This window comes from Paenibacillus sp. V4I3 (assembly GCF_030817215.1).
Lineage (GTDB): Bacteria > Bacillota > Bacilli > Paenibacillales > NBRC-103111 > Paenibacillus_E.
This window is the reverse complement of sequence record NZ_JAUSZA010000001.1, coordinates 2970366-2986939: the sequence shown is the minus strand read 5'-3', so window position 1 is coordinate 2986939 and position 16574 is coordinate 2970366. Positions and strand designations below refer to the sequence as shown.

The 16574-nt window shown below is 45.2% G+C and carries 18 protein-coding genes; 5 read left to right on the top strand and 13 right to left on the bottom strand.

Annotated elements, in window-relative coordinates; genetic code table 11:
* Positions 1–20: 20 nt before the first annotated feature.
* The 6 genes from QFZ77_RS13715 to QFZ77_RS13690 form a co-directional block, all read right to left on the bottom strand.
* Positions 21–896: a M14 family metallopeptidase gene (locus QFZ77_RS13715; protein ID WP_307440334.1), complete on the bottom strand. Its 876-nt coding sequence runs from the start codon at positions 894–896 to the stop codon at positions 21–23.
* 160 nt (positions 897–1056) lie between these two features.
* On the bottom strand, positions 1057–1866 hold the full coding sequence (gene racE, locus QFZ77_RS13710) for a glutamate racemase (RefSeq protein ID WP_307440333.1): 810 nt from the start codon (positions 1864–1866) through the stop codon (positions 1057–1059).
* A gap of 117 nt (positions 1867–1983) precedes the next feature.
* Positions 1984–2964, bottom strand: a complete 981-nt coding sequence (locus QFZ77_RS13705; RefSeq protein WP_307440331.1) for a polysaccharide deacetylase family protein — start codon at positions 2962–2964, stop codon at positions 1984–1986.
* 86 nt (positions 2965–3050) lie between these two features.
* Entirely contained in the window at positions 3051–3470 is a 420-nt protein-coding gene (locus QFZ77_RS13700) for a disulfide oxidoreductase (RefSeq protein ID WP_307440330.1), read from the bottom strand.
* Positions 3471–3579: 109 nt separating this feature from the next.
* On the bottom strand, positions 3580–4743 hold the full coding sequence (locus tag QFZ77_RS13695) for a glucose 1-dehydrogenase (protein ID WP_307440328.1): 1164 nt from the start codon (positions 4741–4743) through the stop codon (positions 3580–3582).
* Positions 4744–4761: 18 nt separating this feature from the next.
* Positions 4762–6798: a glycoside hydrolase family 15 protein gene (locus QFZ77_RS13690; protein WP_307440326.1), complete on the bottom strand. Its 2037-nt coding sequence runs from the start codon at positions 6796–6798 to the stop codon at positions 4762–4764.
* A gap of 172 nt (positions 6799–6970) precedes the next feature.
* Between QFZ77_RS13690 and QFZ77_RS13685 the strand changes: the two genes are divergently transcribed.
* The gene (locus QFZ77_RS13685; RefSeq protein ID WP_307440324.1) at positions 6971–7630 is read left to right on the top strand and encodes a helix-turn-helix domain-containing protein; all 660 of its coding nucleotides are present in this window, start codon (positions 6971–6973) and stop codon (positions 7628–7630) included.
* A gap of 120 nt (positions 7631–7750) precedes the next feature.
* Positions 7751–8866 carry a phosphodiester glycosidase family protein gene (locus QFZ77_RS13680; protein WP_373462598.1) on the top strand — a complete coding sequence of 372 codons (1116 nt, stop codon included), beginning with the start codon at positions 7751–7753 and terminating at the stop codon, positions 8864–8866.
* A 49-nt stretch (positions 8867–8915) separates the two neighbouring features.
* Here the strand turns inward: QFZ77_RS13680 and QFZ77_RS13675 are convergent, their stop codons facing one another.
* A complete protein-coding gene (locus QFZ77_RS13675; protein WP_307440322.1) occupies positions 8916–9287 on the bottom strand; it encodes a YtxH domain-containing protein in 372 nt (123 codons plus the stop codon).
* A 14-nt stretch (positions 9288–9301) separates the two neighbouring features.
* On the bottom strand, positions 9302–9748 hold the full coding sequence (locus QFZ77_RS13670) for a DUF948 domain-containing protein (protein WP_307440320.1): 447 nt from the start codon (positions 9746–9748) through the stop codon (positions 9302–9304).
* Positions 9749–9923: 175 nt separating this feature from the next.
* On the opposite strand from QFZ77_RS13670, the gene QFZ77_RS13665 reads away from it, so the two are divergent.
* Positions 9924–10556 carry a bifunctional 4-hydroxy-2-oxoglutarate aldolase/2-dehydro-3-deoxy-phosphogluconate aldolase gene (locus QFZ77_RS13665; protein ID WP_307440318.1) on the top strand — a complete coding sequence of 211 codons (633 nt, stop codon included), beginning with the start codon at positions 9924–9926 and terminating at the stop codon, positions 10554–10556.
* 43 nt (positions 10557–10599) lie between these two features.
* On the opposite strand, the gene QFZ77_RS13660 is transcribed toward QFZ77_RS13665, so the two are convergent.
* Together QFZ77_RS13660 and QFZ77_RS13655 are read right to left on the bottom strand one after the other, a co-directional pair.
* Positions 10600–11232, bottom strand: coding sequence for a helix-turn-helix transcriptional regulator (locus QFZ77_RS13660; RefSeq protein WP_307440316.1), 633 nt, complete (start codon positions 11230–11232; stop codon positions 10600–10602).
* A gap of 84 nt (positions 11233–11316) precedes the next feature.
* Positions 11317–11748, bottom strand: a complete 432-nt coding sequence (locus QFZ77_RS13655; protein ID WP_307440314.1) for a DUF86 domain-containing protein — start codon at positions 11746–11748, stop codon at positions 11317–11319.
* A 271-nt stretch (positions 11749–12019) separates the two neighbouring features.
* Between QFZ77_RS13655 and QFZ77_RS13650 the strand changes: the two genes are divergently transcribed.
* Entirely contained in the window at positions 12020–13072 is a 1053-nt protein-coding gene (locus QFZ77_RS13650) for an acyltransferase (RefSeq protein WP_307440312.1), read from the top strand.
* Between the two features lie 13 nt (positions 13073–13085).
* On the opposite strand, the gene QFZ77_RS13645 is transcribed toward QFZ77_RS13650, so the two are convergent.
* Positions 13086–13751 (bottom strand): tetratricopeptide repeat protein, encoded by a 666-nt coding sequence (locus QFZ77_RS13645; RefSeq protein WP_307440309.1) that lies wholly within the window; start codon positions 13749–13751, stop codon positions 13086–13088.
* Between the two features lie 186 nt (positions 13752–13937).
* On the opposite strand from QFZ77_RS13645, the gene QFZ77_RS13640 reads away from it, so the two are divergent.
* Positions 13938–14198 (top strand): hypothetical protein, encoded by a 261-nt coding sequence (locus tag QFZ77_RS13640; protein WP_307440308.1) that lies wholly within the window; start codon positions 13938–13940, stop codon positions 14196–14198.
* An 18-nt stretch (positions 14199–14216) separates the two neighbouring features.
* Here QFZ77_RS13640 and QFZ77_RS13635 read toward each other — a convergent pair whose 3' ends face one another.
* Both QFZ77_RS13635 and QFZ77_RS13630 read right to left on the bottom strand, forming a co-directional pair.
* A complete protein-coding gene (locus QFZ77_RS13635; RefSeq protein ID WP_307440306.1) occupies positions 14217–14615 on the bottom strand; it encodes a hypothetical protein in 399 nt (132 codons plus the stop codon).
* 60 nt (positions 14616–14675) lie between these two features.
* A complete protein-coding gene (locus tag QFZ77_RS13630) occupies positions 14676–16502 on the bottom strand; it encodes an SgrR family transcriptional regulator (RefSeq protein WP_307440304.1) in 1827 nt (608 codons plus the stop codon).
* Positions 16503–16574: the final 72 nt, after the last annotated feature.

Here is a 16574-nt window from a genome sequence, read left to right as displayed (position 1 = left end):
ATACTTGTCTATCGCAAATTTTAAAATTCCATCGCCGTCAATAGGATCGGAACTAATTCCTCATAGAGTGCTGCGAAAGATTCCACTGGCAGGGGGTTTACCCCAAATCCTACTTCAACGGTAAAGCCGGGTCTACGAAATTGTTGGATGAACCAGTCTTTGTAACCAGCGTCACTGTCTGTCAGTTTAACTGCCTGATAGCTGCTGGCTAAGGCTAATCGCTCGGCAAATGCCTCAGATTCCAGTGGCTCATAGTCGCGATAATTCCAATAAATCTCCCTACCTTGGGTATGCAGTGCCACAACAAGCTCAAAGTCATGGCATTCTGTAAATTGAGCTAAAGCTGCTGCCTCCGGCTCCGTTAACGGTGCCTCTCCACCGTAATCGCGCTCACCAGGTCGGACCTTCTCTCTACGTATTGCCTCTTCTTCCCAGTGTGCAGGGAACTGGTCATTGAGATCAACACCACGAATATTGGCCTTCCAATTCCTGAAATCCAGCGATCCTCCGTTCCAATTCAATAGGGGCTCTTGGTAGGGATGTTCCTCGGTAACACCAGACAGAACAAGTTCCACACCATCGGGATTCACCATTGGTACAACCCAAAGCGAATACTCCGATAAGAGCCGTCTAATATTGCTGCCATGCCATGCCGTCCCTCTTGCATAGGAGCAAGCAAGGTCTTCCACGAATTGCATGAGTAATGGTGTCGTTATCCATTCATTCGCATGCAGCGCTGCGTTGAAATGAATCTCTTTCGTACCTTGACCAATTCGCAGAGCTGGTATGCTTTTCCCCATCACACTTGCGCCTATCTCTTCTACATGAAGAAAAGGATATATCTTGCAGAGCCGATTCAGTTCTTCACAAAGTGTCCAATACCCGTATCCTAACACACGACCACCTCACAGCCCATTTACTTAGTTCGTATGGCTATGATTATGCCCGCCCGCTTAGAATCATGCGGATTCATGCGGAGATACCTTTATCATGCTATTCAACTTAGTTTCCTCTAGAAATAAAAAATAGACCCCCACTAGGGTCTATTCACATCACTTATAAAATATTTGGCACCTGCCAAACGACCGGCGTTATAGAAATTTGCTCTTTCAGCCAATTTTGCGCAATTTTCTTAAATAATTCTGGCTCACCGCTGCAAAAAAATTGATGGATTGGAAGTTTCCCCGATGATGCCAGTATGTTGCGGTGGTAAAGGATTGTGCTGATCTCTCTTGCCGTTTCGTCTGCCGAAGAAATCAACGTCACATCCGGTCCCATGACACGAGAGATGGCTTCCACTAGGAAGGGGTAATGGGTGCAGCCTAGGATTAAGCAATCTATCGGCTTGCCGATTAGCTGTCTGAGTGATTGCTCGACAACCTCGTTTGCACGATCCGCACCGAAAAGCCCTTTTTCTACGAACGGCGCTAACAGCGGGCAAGCTTCGCTATACACTTGGATGTTCGGCGAAATCAACCTTAATGCATAATCATAGGCATTGCTGCGAATCGTCCCATCCGTACCGATAACTCCGATAACGCCGCTTCGTGTAGTTTTGATCGCGGCTCTCGCTCCTGGCGAAATAACGCCAATCACGGGAATAGATACCCGTTCACGAATATCTTCTATAGCCACTGCGGTTGCTGTATTACAAGCGATTACGATCATTTTAGGATTAAATTGAATTAAGTACTCGACGATTTGCCGAGTGAAAGTTCTTACTTCTCCAGCAGAGCGGGGACCATACGGACTTCGAGCTGTATCTCCGAAATAAATCACTTTTTCCTGCGGAAGCTGTCTCATTAGTTCTTTTACTACAGTTAATCCTCCGACTCCGGAGTCCAGTACGGCTATCGCTTGCTGCACACCTATCCGCTTCCTTTGCCGGTTAATGAATTACGTAACCACATGGATAGGATATGAGCGAACAAGCTGAAAGGTACCTAGGTGAAAGTATCAGATTTCTGGTCTGACACCTAATTTTTAGGAATGGAGTTCACTCACAATCCCGAATTCATAGCCTTTTTTCTTGATCTCTTTGCAAATACGAGCCAGTGCCTGCATATTTTCTAAAGATCCTTGATGCATCAAAATCACATTGCCATCATGCAAATTATTCATAATGTCATTGTATGGATCCTCGGCTCCGTTGGCTCTCGGTTCCCAATCCCGCATAGCCGTAGACCAGAACACAGAAGTGTAGCCCATGCTGGATACTAAATTCAAGTTATGTAGATTGTAATGCCCATACGGAAAGCGGAAATATTTCTCGACTTCTTTACCAGTAAGTTTTTTATATAAGGCTTCGAAATCCGTAATCTCTTTGCGAATCTGATCATCGGTCATCTCATTAAAGTCGTTATGCGTCATCGTATGGTTGGCAACGAAATGACCATCAGCTACAACCTTTTTCAAATACTCCGGATTTTTCTTAATGTTATTGCCCGAAATAAAGAAGTTTGCTTTCACATCGTTTTCTTTCAGCGATTTAAGCATGAGATCAACTTCAATCAAGGGACCTCCAGCATCGATCGTTAAATAAACCTTTTTGCCGGTCCCGACCCAAACCGCTTTCTGGTCCTCCGTGAAGGATTTTGTTTCCTTTGGAAAATCAGGAACTTGCCCCGTTTTCTTTTTCATGTAATACCAAGAATACGGTACGCGATCGCCAGTCACTGACTTGGTTTTAGAAAAGTTGCCTACCACTGCTGGCTTTGGTGTTGCGGTTGGCTCTGGAGCCGTTGTTGGCTTCGGTGTCGCACTAGGAACAGGTGTGGATTGAGGTTTAGGTATGGGTTTAACTGTTGATTTAGGAGTTGGAGTTGCCGCTGCACTTGTTGTTGCTTGTGGCGTATTATTTTGGGATTGACTCAAGTCTGGGGATAACAGGCTTTTGTCTGCACAACCGATCAATGATGCGCTTAGAACGATCAGTAGTGCAGCACTCTTGGTAATTGATGTCATTGTAGCACCTCGTTTTGGAATGAATACTCACATATTCATTTCGACAGCGCTAGACAAATTCCCTGCCTATTTTAGGTGAAAGGTGTTTATTTCGTAGCTCGATACGTCATAAATTGAAGAATCGTGATGAGAATAAAGGCAGTTCCAGCAAGCATAGGAATCGTGATGAAGCCCAACCAGTTTAAGTAATCGACATCACATGGAATAGGGCCGCAGCCTGTTGCTGATTCATGAAATACACCCGATTGCAGCAGAACATGGTAGATTGAAATACAAGCTCCCCAGATGGTCAGCGGCAGCACATAAATGGTTAATTTGTAGTCTCTGCGCACGGCTGCAATCCCTAATAGGACAACTAATGGATACATAAGAATACGTTGATACCAACATAATTTACAAGGAATAAAGTTCATAATCTCTGAAAAATACAGGCTTCCCAATGTGGCTAATAACGCTAGAAGCCATGATAGGTGCATGCCATTATCTCTTAACCATTTGTTTGACATCAAATCTCGTCCTCCCCTTCCTCCTTATTATAAAAAAATTGTGAAAGGAAGTCTAACAAGAGCGAAAAGTGGCCAAGCAGGCATCAACAAGCCTGCTTGGCCACTTCCATTAAACGGAGAAACTATATACCACTTCATTCGTTTGTTTCACGAGATCATCCCACTGTTCCACGGGAACAATATCCACAACGGCTTTGATCGATATGTTGTTAAAATCCAGCTTTGGCACGTCTTCCAAAGTCATCCGATTCGTAACCAGGCGGTCGAGCCAGCCTGGAAACTGCTTCTCCATTTGCTGTAAGCGGTAAATGGCGGTCTCGAAATCTTTGCGCGAAGCGTTGACCGAGCCGATCACGCACTTATTCTCCAGCACCATGCTCTGGTTGAGCATGTCGGATGAGATCTCCAGCTTACGGTCCGCTGGAGTGACCCCCAGCAGCGCCAACACACCGTTTGGCGCTAGAACAGACATGGCCTCGAAGGCTAACGGGCTGTAGCCCGTGCATTCGAGGATCAGATCTATCGGCTTGCCGAGACCCTCGGCATAAGCTGTCATAGTCGCCGCGCTGCCGCTGTCAGCGCCGGCCTCCTTAAACACACCTCCACTGTCCTTCACAAGCTGCGCTTGTAGACTGTCTTGCGGAGATTTGGACCAAACATACGCTTCCAGCCCCAGCAGGCGGCAGGTCATCGCAGCAAGCAAACCAAGCGGTCCAGACCCGAGTATGAGCGCAGTTCTCGGCTCCCAGATCAACCGCTGCTGGACACGCAGCACTTGGTCCCAAACTTTCTCTACGATGCTCTGCGGCTCGACTAGCACCCCATGCCTCAGCAGTTCCTTCGGCACCTGAACCAAATATCGACCTTCCTCTTTGTAATACTCGGAGAGGAAGCCGTGAGCCCCTTTAATGCCCCGTTCTACAAACTCACCAGTCTGACAAAAATCCGAATGACCATTGCGGCAATTCACACAGCTTTGATTTCTGCATGGCCGTCTTACAATGACGGTTACGAGATCCCCTAGCTGGAATCCACTCTCCGCCCCAGCTTCGGTCACAACCCCTAGCGACTCATGCCCCGTGGTCAAGTCATCTTCACCTTCGGGAGGAATGCCGTAATTCTCCTGTAGTATTTCCTTATCCGTGCCGTCCAGTCCAACAGCAAGCACTTTTACAATAACTTCTTGAGGCCCTGAAATCACGGGGTTCTTCACATCTTCAAGCTGAATAGTCGGGTTCCCCTGTCGAAGTTGCTTGACGCGAATTGTCTTCATTACTTCCTCTCCTTCCAACTAATGAACGACGGGCTCCAGCACTTTATCCTCACTCGCATCAACAGCTTGCTTCGTTCCCTTCGAGGTCAATAATTTTAATTTCGACAAATATTCTTGCGTCACTTTAATAAAGGAAGCATGTGACCAAGTCAGCGGTGAAACGGACATAGGCTCTCCTGTGAAAGGATGTACTTGCTCAGCCATCACCCCTGAAGGCGCAGCATGAAGAATAGCCCAGCGCATCAATTTTTCCGCTTCCAACAAGTCCTGAACGGTTTTGGCAGACGCCACCAGCCATTCCGCGTACCAAAGGGTACATATAAACCAAGGATTGCCCGGTACCTTAGCTACGTCATTGGTGACTTGATGATAATAGTCGTTCTCATAACGAGCGATACCGCCGATATCTGTTTGTACCCACAATTTCTCTTTCAGAATCTCCATCGTTGCCACAATCCGCGGATCTTCAAGCTCAAACAAGCCGAAGTCAAATAGTGCATACATACTCATATCGAGCGTGTAGTCCGGCACATACGTATTTTGTTCATAATTCCAATATAAAGCCCGCAAAAAGCGATTCTGATCGGGAGCATACAGATGCTGTTCAGCTGCTTTCTTTACTTGTCCTGCGATATCTGCATAATAAATGGAGCGCACTTTATCCTGATGATATTCGGCAAAACGTGCTGCAGCTATAAGACCGGCATATACCGATGATACTGTGAATGCTAATACACCATAACGCTCTTCCCAGAGATCATAGGAAGGCAAAGGAAGTCCGGATGCATCCCGGTAACGAACGAGAAAGTCCGCTGCGGGCTTCACAAATTTCTCATAATCCTCACGTGAGCTCTCTATTGTTCCAGCCAGCTTATGGTGATGCCATAACGTATACAGCACAAGAGCTGTCTCATCCTCTTGAATCGCAAGCTGCTTATTCCCTCGACTATCCACCCAGGGATGCCAGCTCGAGCCCACTGAACTGTCAGGGTTATATTTGTGCATGAGATAACCTTCAGGAGTAAGTACCTTCTTACAGAAGTCAAAAAATTTCCTGGATAATTCATAATATCCCGCCCGATCAAGCGCATGAGATACCAAAGCGCCATCACGCGGCCACATATACGAGTAAGTATCCTTGGCAAATTTCAAAATATCTGAATCATTCGCTGCAATGATGGCCCCTCGATTGTCGACGTTTGTTCTGGTAATCAACAAGCATCGCTTATAAAATGATTCCAAATCAGGCTTCAACAGTGAGAGCTGGTGGGCATCCTGATTCACCCATTTCACCCAATGATCGTGAGTTCTTTGTAATAATGCTTGCGGGGTTGCTGTGCGAAGTAATCGCTCTAAACGCTCTACCTCCTGCTTCGTACGTCCAAAACAGACCCAGAACCAAGCTTCTTTCACGCTTTTTGGCGGTAGTTTCATCGTCAATTCAATCACACCATCAACAGATCCCTGCGCGATGGCATTTCCCCCTAGATGACCATCCTCAGCATCTCTCCATGTTCCTTCCAAACCGTGAATCCCTTTTTGTCCTGTTGCATAACCGCTAGGTATTGCTTTCTCAGCGTCTGGAGACAAGCAAGATAGTGACATATAACGATGACCCTTATAAAATAAAAGTGAATTCAACTCAGGATCATAATAAATCGTGTCTCCGACGCCATTTCCATAGATTTGGAGATCCAAATGAAAATACAATTTAATTTCTCTTTCCACATCAAAGCGGTTTTCTACCTTCACCTTGCGTAAAAATACATTCTGCTGAACATCGACCCCATCACGAATAACGAAGCTGAGACCTAACCTTTCATGGGCGCAATCCGCGTTAGTAACAAGCGAATCTTCCAAATAATTGAGCTTTTTTGAAACCTCTGGATCGTCAATCCAGAAGAATCCTTCCGGACACCAAATGCCAAAATGTGAAAGATGATCACTAGATTGATTCTCTTGACCTACTAAAGGGTAATACATGTCACGAATATTATAAGCAGCGTCGAAATTAATGAGTACATTCCCGTTTCCTATGGGTAAATCTCTTGCCATTCCATCAGCCTCTTTCCAAGATATTGCTACTAATTTACCAAATTGAGTGCTTAAATATTCACGCAGCGGTTCTTGGCTGGATTTTGAGGTAATTGGCACCAATTCGCGCCTTAAATATGTTCATTTCATTCGAATTCATTTACAATTAAAACATATGGAGGGATACGTTATTATGAAACAATTTGAAGGATTCGGTAAATTTTTGGAAAGCTTGCGGGGCAAGATGTCATTGCGTGAAGCGGCTCATAAAAGCGGGCTATCGCATGCCTACATCAGAGACCTTGAACTAGAGCGTAATCGTTCGACCAATGAGAAAATCAAACCCTCTCCTGTCACGCTGAAAAAGCTGTCGGATGCCTACAACTTTTCATATACAGAACTTATGGAGAAAGCCGGGTATCTCGAAAAAGAGGACGTCCATGCAATCAATGAGCAAGAGCTAGTCCCTGTGTCGGATACACTGTTTATCGAAGTCAGTACGAAGGAAATTACTTACCATACACGAATTGGCAAAGTTAGCCGAAGTGTGAATTCATTACTGGATTTCAGTCATTTTCTAGATAAGCTTGAAGAACAAGGATTTAAGAAGATGGATACAGACTTATTCGTCAACCTCAATCATGTTCAGAAGTACATCGAAAAAGAAGGAAAACTCTATTTTGACCCTCTAGGTGTCAGCAAGTTTGTCGTTATCGCTGCGATTCGTCAGAAGAAATACCATGATTTAATCGTCCGCAGTGTAGCAAGTAACACAGGAATGGGATTGGAGTTTCAATACGACCGTAACTCCGTATCGGATTCACTTTTCCAGACTTTAAAGCGGCCTATTTAGGAACAACTTACAAAAAAAGGAGAAAAGTTCAGTCATTTATGAAACTTTTTCTCCTTTCTTTTCGTTTATTTATATGGAAGGTTAGATGATTTTTTGGCAGAGAGGATAGGTAAAGAATACATGGCTGTACAACAAACCACTTCCCAGCAGTCTTCTAGTCTAACGAGAGTTAAACGCAAAAGGTCTGTGGGAATGAGCTTTATCGTGTATGGGGTACTTGGGTTTACCTTACTTTCTGTAATGTCCTTATGTTGGTTTTTCCTTACTTCCTCTGGTTCAAATGTAAGATTAATGATGGCTGACACCTTGATTACAACCCAACACCGGGAGTGGGCCAAATATTTGATAGGATCTACAGAGTTGCAGAAGCGCGTGGAAGCCTATTGGAAGCAATTCGACGAAATGGGCGATGAGAAAGATAAAGGATTCGTTGAAATTGAACCTAACTCCCCTCTTGCCCCAGTTGTTGCCAAGAAAGATTTGGTCACCATTGAGCCGATTTCGGGGTCAAATTTCAAAGGACAGCTCGTCACGATTTCGGATCCGAAAAAGCTTAGAATTGCCGTACCTGAGAAAGTGGGTAAAGGGGAGAAGGTTTCCTCTATGGTGAAAAGAACCGGAGCTATTCTCGGTGTTAATGGCGGAGGATTCATCGATCCCAATTGGGAAGGAAACGGCTTCCAGCCTGAAGGAATTGTCATCTCCGGAGGCAAAATCTTTTATAATGACAAAGGCATGAACGGCACTGTGCAGGTTGTTGGTATCGATAAAGAAGGCCGCATGATTGCAGGCAAGTACAAGGTTTCCGAGCTTGTGGACATGGGCGTACAGGAAGCTGTTTCGTTCAGCCCTCGGTTCATTGTGAATGGGGTTGGGCAGATTAAGAGTCAAGCCGATGGCTGGGGAATTGCTCCGCGGACCAGTATGGCGCAGACGAAGGACGGCTCCATTCTATTCGCCATCATCGATGGCAGACAGAAGCATAGCATTGGAGCGACGCTGTATGATGTACAGCAGATTTTCCTAGAGCATGGCGCTGTAACGGCTGCGAATTTAGACGGCGGAGCCTCAACGGTGCTCGTTCATAAGAATGAGATCATCAACAAGCCATCAAGTGAATACGGGGAACGTTACCTCCCTACAGCGTGGCTTCTCTTCGATCATCCGGAAACTGCGAACATCAAGAACGTTTGGGAAGGTTTAGATATTCGCAAAATCGATCCTTCCAAGTGGTAAAAGAAAAAGCAGAAAGCTCTATTCTCGGAGCTTTCTGCTTTTTTTGTTTTTAACGATTTCCTAGAATGACCAAATCTTCCGCAGCCTCGCTTACTTCTTCAACCGGGGCGTCCAGCTCTTCGTCACTTTTGGTCTCTTTCCAGGAACGGACGGTATCCACAACGTTTACGGCTGTGTCTTTTGCTTTTCCATACAGATCAGATGTTGTTGTGCTCACGGTTTTCGCAACTTCTTGCGTTTTTTGACTTACGTTGTTTGCGATTTGCACGGTTTTATCACTAACCACTTGAGCTTGCTCCGCAATGTCACTTCTCAATTCACGGCCGGATTTCGGTGCAAATAGAAGCGCAGTTGCCGCTCCGAGTAAGCCTCCAACAACCGCACCGATGAGAAGATCTTTACCTTTTTTTTCATTGGACATGAGAAATCCACTCCTTAATTGTCTGATTTAGCATTCCGAAGCGCTTGCCATCTTTGCCACAGCTCAAAACCCGTCGTTGCCCACTCCATGGCGTCTTGGATTCGCTTCTGGTGGGTATGTACAACCTTTTCCGCACCATGAATCGATTCGTTCATCACTCGTGAGGCTTTGCGAAGTGCAGAAGCGACATCCCCTATAGCAGCTCCTGCCTTCTCCACAGATTGGATACTCGGCTCTAATGTAAGTATCTGCATATGCACCTCTTCGGTGAGCAGCCCTACCTTCGTCATTAACTGCTCCGCTTGCTCTGCTGTCTCAGCTACGTTCATCTTAGCTTGAACAACCGTATCGCCCAACTTGCCTAGTATCTGCACAATGGTAATCAACATGCGAATGGCAAAGCCGACGAGCACGATAAAGGCAACTGCTGAACTGACGATACTTATCTCTATCCATGTCATGACGGGCACCTCCTGGACCTTACAGCTGTGAGGGTGGATGACGGCTTCTAGACGAATGCCTATGATTTACTACAGTATAGGTAGGAGCAGCTTGTTTTGACACAAAAAAGCTGGAAAAATTTCTGAGACCTGTCATAATAAAAACAAATCAAACTAGAACACTTGGAGGACTAAGATGAACAGAGAGCAAGGACTTATAGAAATCGAACGCACCCGTATCATTGCCATCGTTCGAGGTGTGCAAGAAAACCACATTCTCTCTTTAGCTGACGCACTTCTTAAAGGCGGCATTACCGTAATGGAGGTCACACTCAATACACCAGGGGCTCTGCGAATGATTAGCGAGCTGCAGGATAAATCGGGTCAGAACATGTTTATTGGCGCTGGTACTGTACTAGATCTAGAAGATGCTAAGAAAGCAGTCCATGCTGGTGCTTCATTCTTGGTAACTCCGAATATGGATGAGGAAGTTATCCTTTGGGCTAGTACGAAGGGGATTCCGATTTTCCCAGGCGCAATGACACCAACAGAAATCGTTAAAGCATGGAAGGCAGGCGCTACAGCTGTTAAAGTATTTCCGAGTGCGAGCTTAGGTCTCACTTATATCAAAGAATTGATGGGTCCTCTTGACCAAATTCCTTTGATAGCCGTCGGCGGGGTTACGGAAGAGAATATCAAACAATTCCTAAACATTGGTTGTTACGGACTAGGAATCGGTGGTTCCTTAATTAATCTAAAAGAAATCGAAGCAGGCCGCTTCGAGTGGATTACAGATAAAGCTGCCAGTCTTCTTGCTGCTTCGCGTTAGGGCACACAAAAAAACCATCTTCCTCCGTATGCGAGGTTGATGGTTATTTATTTTGACTTATGATATAGACACACTTGCTTGCACCCTTCGCTAAACACTCGGTTCGCTCCACGTTCGCGTCAAGCAAATTCCGAAACAAGGCTAACTCACACTGGCAAGCTTGCGTGAATGTATTCGCCACCTGCGTAATCGGACAGTTATGTTCACTAAACATATACGCGTCCTCTCCAAGCTGTGACCAGTCCACCATGTATCCATTCTCGTTCTGAATAAGCGCTAACTCAGCTACCCGCTCTTCCAAGCTTTTCTCGTTCATGCGCGGTTGATACCGGGATTCAAGCTTAGCTTGCCTGCCTTCAAAAAGACGTTCGATCTTCTCCTGACCTTCGCCTTCTAATAATTCATCTAGCAAATCGAGCGTCAATTGCATGTATTTCTTGGGAAACAATTCATCTGCTTGCGGAGCTAGCGTGTACACGTTAGACGGTCTTCCCATGGCTTGCCTAACCAGCTTCGTTTCAAGCAGATCATCCTTCTCCAAGGAATGGATATGACGCCTGACAGCCATTTCCGTAATTCCGAGCTGTTTGGAAATATCATGGACACTTAGCGGTCCCTGAGTTTTGAGCATAGAAAGAATCACTTTACGCGTGGATGTCTCAAGTGCATGATTCACTCTCTCACCTACCTCGGAACTGTCATTTAAGTCTCATTTTACAGCATTGTTAACCATAAGTAAATTAAGAAACAACTATGTATGTTATTCCAATTCGCTCTTAATAAAAGCTCGAACACTACCTGCAAATTCTTCAAAAGCAGCTGGAAGTTTCGGGATTAACGGGTTTAATTCCTGGCGGTTCCAGTCAACATAATCCTGGACAAGAGGTTTTCTGAGCTTCACGAGCTGAAGCAGCGTCTCTTTCAATGTTTCTGAATAGGCGCCTTCTCCATGTACAATTTCCACGATATCCTCATAACTGCTAGCGTCTCTTAGTATAAAAGCATCAATCAGCAAGCTCCCAATATCTGTCACTGTTTCGATCGCTAAATGCAGCACACGTTCCTGCGCAAGCTGCCATACAAGATCATTGGTGCCTTTCGCCCACTGCTCTTCTAATTGCTTGCTTGCATCAGCTAATGAAGTCAGAAACTGAATTCTTTGATTGATCTGTTCATGGTTAATAAAATACATGGGGCTATCTCCGTCCTCTTTTTCGCCATTTCGTCCAAATCATCATTGCAAAAAAAGTAATAATAACCAGAAATACTAACAATACAGCCTGCATGACGTATTCATAACTCACGTTCATTCACCCTCTTGACTCTCACTTGGTTCATTCTACTCTCAGTTTATCGTGGGTACGGGGGAGCGTCAAGCCGAGCAAGATTCTCTTGGAAACCGTATTGTTCTCTCATTTCTTTCATGATAGAGTGAAAAAAGTGAAAAAAGGAGAGTCATAGACATGTTATCAAGGCCCAAACTTACCGAAATCGACATCGTGCGTGCTATAGCGATCATCGCAGTTCTCGTCATTCATGGTACTTCAGGCGCGACTCAGCTACCGTTAGGAACTGGGTCTCATGCCGTATTTTTCATCCTCAACAAGGCCAGTTTATTCACGGTTCCACTCTTTATTTGGATCAGTGGTGTTGTCCTATTTTATACGTATTACGACCGCTGGGAGCTGGGAATGTCGCGGGTTTTCTGGATAAAACGGCTGCGAAAAATTCTGATTCCCTATGTCCTTTGGTCACTTTTTTACTACCTATTCAATCAATTCATATTTCATGGCAACATTGGTTTTGACGTTATACACGTAATCAAATTGCTCATGTCGGGAAATGCCAGCTATCATCTCTATTATATGGTCATTATTGTTCAGTTCTATCTCTTATTCCCCCTGATGATGACGGCTGCTAGACGGTCGCATCGGTTTCGTCAAGGACTTATTCCTATTGGTATCGGGATTCAAGCAGCTGCCTATTGCTTTCATCATTGGGTGTATCCTCTTCCAGAATACGCTTCACTGTTTCTAAGCTATTCAGCCCTATTTGCTTTCGGCGCTTTCATGGGCATTCATTATGCGGCGATTGTTGCTTGGTCTATAAGGTATGCAAGTTGGATTTGGAGCATCATGCTTCTTGCAGGTGTCGCTTTTGTCGGGATGCTATTGCTCCATGAATACGGGCTCGCATCTATCGAAAATTCATGGTTCGAGCTAGCACTTCTCCTTTATTGTATGGCGATCCCGCTATGCTGCATCCAATGGGGTCGTAAGCGGCTGGAAAGCGGCTCACCGTTTGGCACCGCGTTATCTGCCTTAGGCGGAGCTTCTTTCGGTATCTATCTCGTGCATCCCGTGCTGCTAACGCTCTGGGATCGCATCGCGCCAGCGCAGGAGCAGCTATGGCTGTACGATCTCCACACAGTCGCGTCGATTCTCATCGGACTGTTTGGCTCTTGGCTGCTCGTGCGGCTGTATGCGAGCGCACAAAGAAAAGGTTCCGCCAACTGAGCGGAACCTTCTTTCATTTGAAGCGAGCTAATAGCGCCCATCGCCGCTGCTGTCTGCGGCTGTAACGCGGCAAGCCGCGGTGAATATCCAGCGCTTCGCGGTAAGCGCGCTTAGCGTCCTCTGCGCGGCCGAGCTGCTGGTACAGCTGGCCAAGACGGTAGTAAGCTTCAACCGACGAAGAGTGCAGGTCTCGGAATTGCTCGATGAATTCCGCCGCTCTCTTTGGGGATGATGGAGCTAAAGCTTCACCAAGTCGTAAATAAGCTTCACCAAATTTGACTCGTGGATTTAATTCTACCGCTTTGAGCATATAGCTTTCACCTTTGATGAGATCCCCTAGCTTAAGGAGGCAAAGGCCAATCTCATAGTGGACATCTGCGGATTCTTCCATAATAGACAGGGTTTGTTCCAAGTAGGGGAGCGCTTCGCTGAACTTTTTACGCTCGATTAGAATCCTTGCCAACTCCAATTTAGCTGACGTATTATGCGGATTAGCGTGCAAGTCACTTCGCAATCTAGATGCTCTGCGGCTTAATTGAAATGGCTTGAATATGTTTGGTGTTAACCCGACAAATCTTCTGTCCAACACGTACAGAATGACTAATAAAATAAGAAGAGCAAGAAACGGATTACCAACAAGGCGCCATAATAAACCGAAAACAAGTAATTTGATAAGCACGATAAACCCTCCTTTCGACTTCCTTATCCTACCATAATCTTCCTTGTTTGGTCATCCCTATTCAAAGAAAAAAGCACCCAGCCTTCGGCCAAGTGCTTCTACAAGTTACTATATTTGAAAGATGGATCACTCATTCGAGATTTTTTTGAAGCGGTGCTATAATGAAAAGAAAAAGGGAGTTTATCTATGAGCGATCCACGTAAAGAAGTTTGGCACAAAAGAAAACAACTGGGAAGATCCAAGTATTTAATTCTGTTCGGCCTGCTCCCTTGGGGCATCGGACTCACGTTATTGTTTAGTGTCATCGAATTTCTTAGTTTTCAGGAGCTCAAATGGGTTTGGCTACCGATTCGTCTTCTCGTCTTCGTCTTCATCGGATTCTTCGTGGCTAACGCACGCTGGCACGCCATGGAAAGCCGCTACGAACCCTATTCTAGACGACCTTAAGGGTCGTTTATTTTTTTATTAATGTAAAAAGGTCTGATCATCCACATCGTCTGTATGAAAAAGCGAAGCTGTGTGAGTACGTTGAAAATGCTCTTCCAGCTCTTTACGAATCGAACCAAACGACAGGATCTCTTCTATGAACGCCTCGCGCTTGCCCCACTCCTTATCAAGTCCGTTGTTGTTGAACAATTCCTCAGAAACATCTTTAAACGCCTCATGTAAATTGTTATCATACCAGTCGATTTCATTCGATGCGTCTTTGCGGTACACATGTCTCATGTCAAAGTCGTTATCTTTCAAGGCTGTGAATTCAGTTAATAAAATCCCTTTTATGCCATTGGCTTTAACTTCAACATCGGCGCACCGAATATCATTACGTTCCGTGAAGCGAACAATGTTTGCCTGCTTAATTCTCATGTCATACCCTCCTAATGTTACCTATCATAAAGAAGAGTATTTCCAGTTTTATAGGATTTATCAAACGCTAGGAGTGAACCATATTTTCCGAAAATCAACCCAACCCAAATCGTTAATACTCACTCCCTTGATCGAATCATGATACGTGGTTTGCTGAGAACGATGAAGCACAAAGAGAAACGATTTCTCCTCTTGCAGCACTTCAATCAACTCGTTTAGCTTGCATATACGCGTTTCTTGACTTGCATTTTGGAGAATTTGATCGATTTCTGCATCAACCCAGGCCTTTTGTTCGCTATTTAAATGGGCGCGGACGTAGCTGTTGCTTTGCTTAAGCGTCTGAATAATATGAAGGTCATAATCGCTTTCCATACAAATGTGATAGAATATGAGATCCGCTTCCTGAATCGTGTCCAGCCCCATCATATCTGACTTACTCTGGGTTGTCAGTACAATCCTAATTCCAACTTTGGAACACTGCTCAACGATCCATAGCGCATCTTCGTTGTTGTTACTATAGATGTACATGTGAAGGGACTCACCGTTATACCCCATTTCATCAAGAAGGCGCTTAGCCTCAACGAAATCAGTATGATAACCGGAGACAGCTCCTTTGCGATCCAACGTTGGTAAAAAACTGCTGGCTGGTGCTTCTCTGAAGCCTCCAAGCTCCTCAATCATTCGATCACGATCGATAATCAGGTCAATCGCTTTGCGGAAACGAGTATCCTGCTGCGGCCCTTTTTTATTCCGATTAAAAGTAAGCAGGCTGCAGCCGAGAATCGACTGCTCAATCTGATGCCATTCCGTATCTTTTCCGACAGCACCAACGGGTTTACGGGAATTCGTATGGTCGCAAAGCACTTGCACCATATCCCAACTAGGGCCAACCTCGGATAAATCCTGAGGCAAAAGCCAGATTTCCACTTGATCCAGATGAGGCCTAACCCCAAAATAATCATCGAAAGCACGAAGTTTACAGATATAATCATCGTTTCGTTCAAGCCTGAAAGGCCCTGTCCCAATGGGCATACGTCCAAAGATTCCCTCGTTATCCCGACAAATATCCTCCGGCAGGATGGCCATCGAGGAATGCGATAACTGCTGCAAAAAGAGCACATTCGGCTGCATCAACTCGATAGCAATCGCACTTCGATTCAGTACCGTCATATTCTCAATACTTTCGGTCATCCAACCTTGACACGCCGATAGGCCAAGCTCCTTCAATCTCGAAAATGTGTAAAAAACATCATGCGCCGTCATCTCTCTGCCATGATGAAACAGCACGCCTTTTCGCAAATAGAACGTGTAATGTAAGCCATCCTCGCTAACTTCCCAATAATGGGCCAAATGGGGCTCAAAGACCGTTGTTTGCGGATTGTACACAATCAGCGTGTCAAAGATTTGATTAATGAGATGGCAGTCGAATGCATAAAAAGAGTGCGCCGGATCCAATGTCACCAGCCATTTGTAGACCGGAAACCGCAGTGTGTCCTTATAACGCTCCTCAAGTTCGACTGCACGATAACCAAAAAAACTGAACAACCAATCGATGAAAGAGTCCTGCAGCGCCTCTCCTCTACCCAATTGGTGAATCAGTTCAATCGTCCCTTTATAATCGCCTCGGCCCGCCAACTCCATCGCCTGCTTCGAAATCATATCCTCCGAGGAGACAAGAAAAGTAAGCTCGGAGACATTACCTCTTCCTCTTCCAGGCTTCCAGTATACCCAGCCTTGCTCCATCATTTTTTTAAGCAAAATCTTTACATTACGTGTTGTACAATACAATCTATCTGCCAATTCATCTAACGTTATAGGCTGTGGTTCATGTTCTACCCCATGTTCAAAACTAGCTCGAAGCTCTAAGAAATGGGTCAAAAGCTGCATACTCAACATCCTTTCCATAAAAGGGGAAATAGTTAAAGAGAATTATACTCTTTTTGTTCCCCTTATTCTAGA

What these genes read in the sequence shown, in the direction of transcription:
- QFZ77_RS13690 (WP_307440326.1), bottom strand. Translation starts at nt 6,798, where the DNA reads ATGGCAAGAGATTTACCCATAGGAAACGGGAATGTACTCATTAATTTC.
- QFZ77_RS13630 (WP_307440304.1), bottom strand. Translation starts at nt 16,502, where the DNA reads ATGCAGCTTTTGACCCATTTCTTAGAGCTTCGAGCTAGTTTTGAACAT.
- QFZ77_RS13705 (WP_307440331.1), bottom strand. Translation starts at nt 2,964, where the DNA reads ATGACATCAATTACCAAGAGTGCTGCACTACTGATCGTTCTAAGCGCA.
- QFZ77_RS13640 (WP_307440308.1), top strand. Translation starts at nt 13,938, where the DNA reads ATGAGCGATCCACGTAAAGAAGTTTGGCACAAAAGAAAACAACTGGGA.
- QFZ77_RS13680 (WP_373462598.1), top strand. Translation starts at nt 7,751, where the DNA reads ATGGCTGTACAACAAACCACTTCCCAGCAGTCTTCTAGTCTAACGAGA.
- QFZ77_RS13670 (WP_307440320.1), bottom strand. Translation starts at nt 9,748, where the DNA reads ATGACATGGATAGAGATAAGTATCGTCAGTTCAGCAGTTGCCTTTATC.
- QFZ77_RS13635 (WP_307440306.1), bottom strand. Translation starts at nt 14,615, where the DNA reads ATGAGAATTAAGCAGGCAAACATTGTTCGCTTCACGGAACGTAATGAT.
- QFZ77_RS13650 (WP_307440312.1), top strand. Translation starts at nt 12,020, where the DNA reads ATGTTATCAAGGCCCAAACTTACCGAAATCGACATCGTGCGTGCTATA.
- QFZ77_RS13685 (WP_307440324.1), top strand. Translation starts at nt 6,971, where the DNA reads ATGAAACAATTTGAAGGATTCGGTAAATTTTTGGAAAGCTTGCGGGGC.
- QFZ77_RS13665 (WP_307440318.1), top strand. Translation starts at nt 9,924, where the DNA reads ATGAACAGAGAGCAAGGACTTATAGAAATCGAACGCACCCGTATCATT.
- QFZ77_RS13700 (WP_307440330.1), bottom strand. Translation starts at nt 3,470, where the DNA reads ATGTCAAACAAATGGTTAAGAGATAATGGCATGCACCTATCATGGCTT.
- QFZ77_RS13695 (WP_307440328.1), bottom strand. Translation starts at nt 4,743, where the DNA reads ATGAAGACAATTCGCGTCAAGCAACTTCGACAGGGGAACCCGACTATT.
- QFZ77_RS13655 (WP_307440314.1), bottom strand. Translation starts at nt 11,748, where the DNA reads ATGTATTTTATTAACCATGAACAGATCAATCAAAGAATTCAGTTTCTG.
- QFZ77_RS13675 (WP_307440322.1), bottom strand. Translation starts at nt 9,287, where the DNA reads ATGTCCAATGAAAAAAAAGGTAAAGATCTTCTCATCGGTGCGGTTGTT.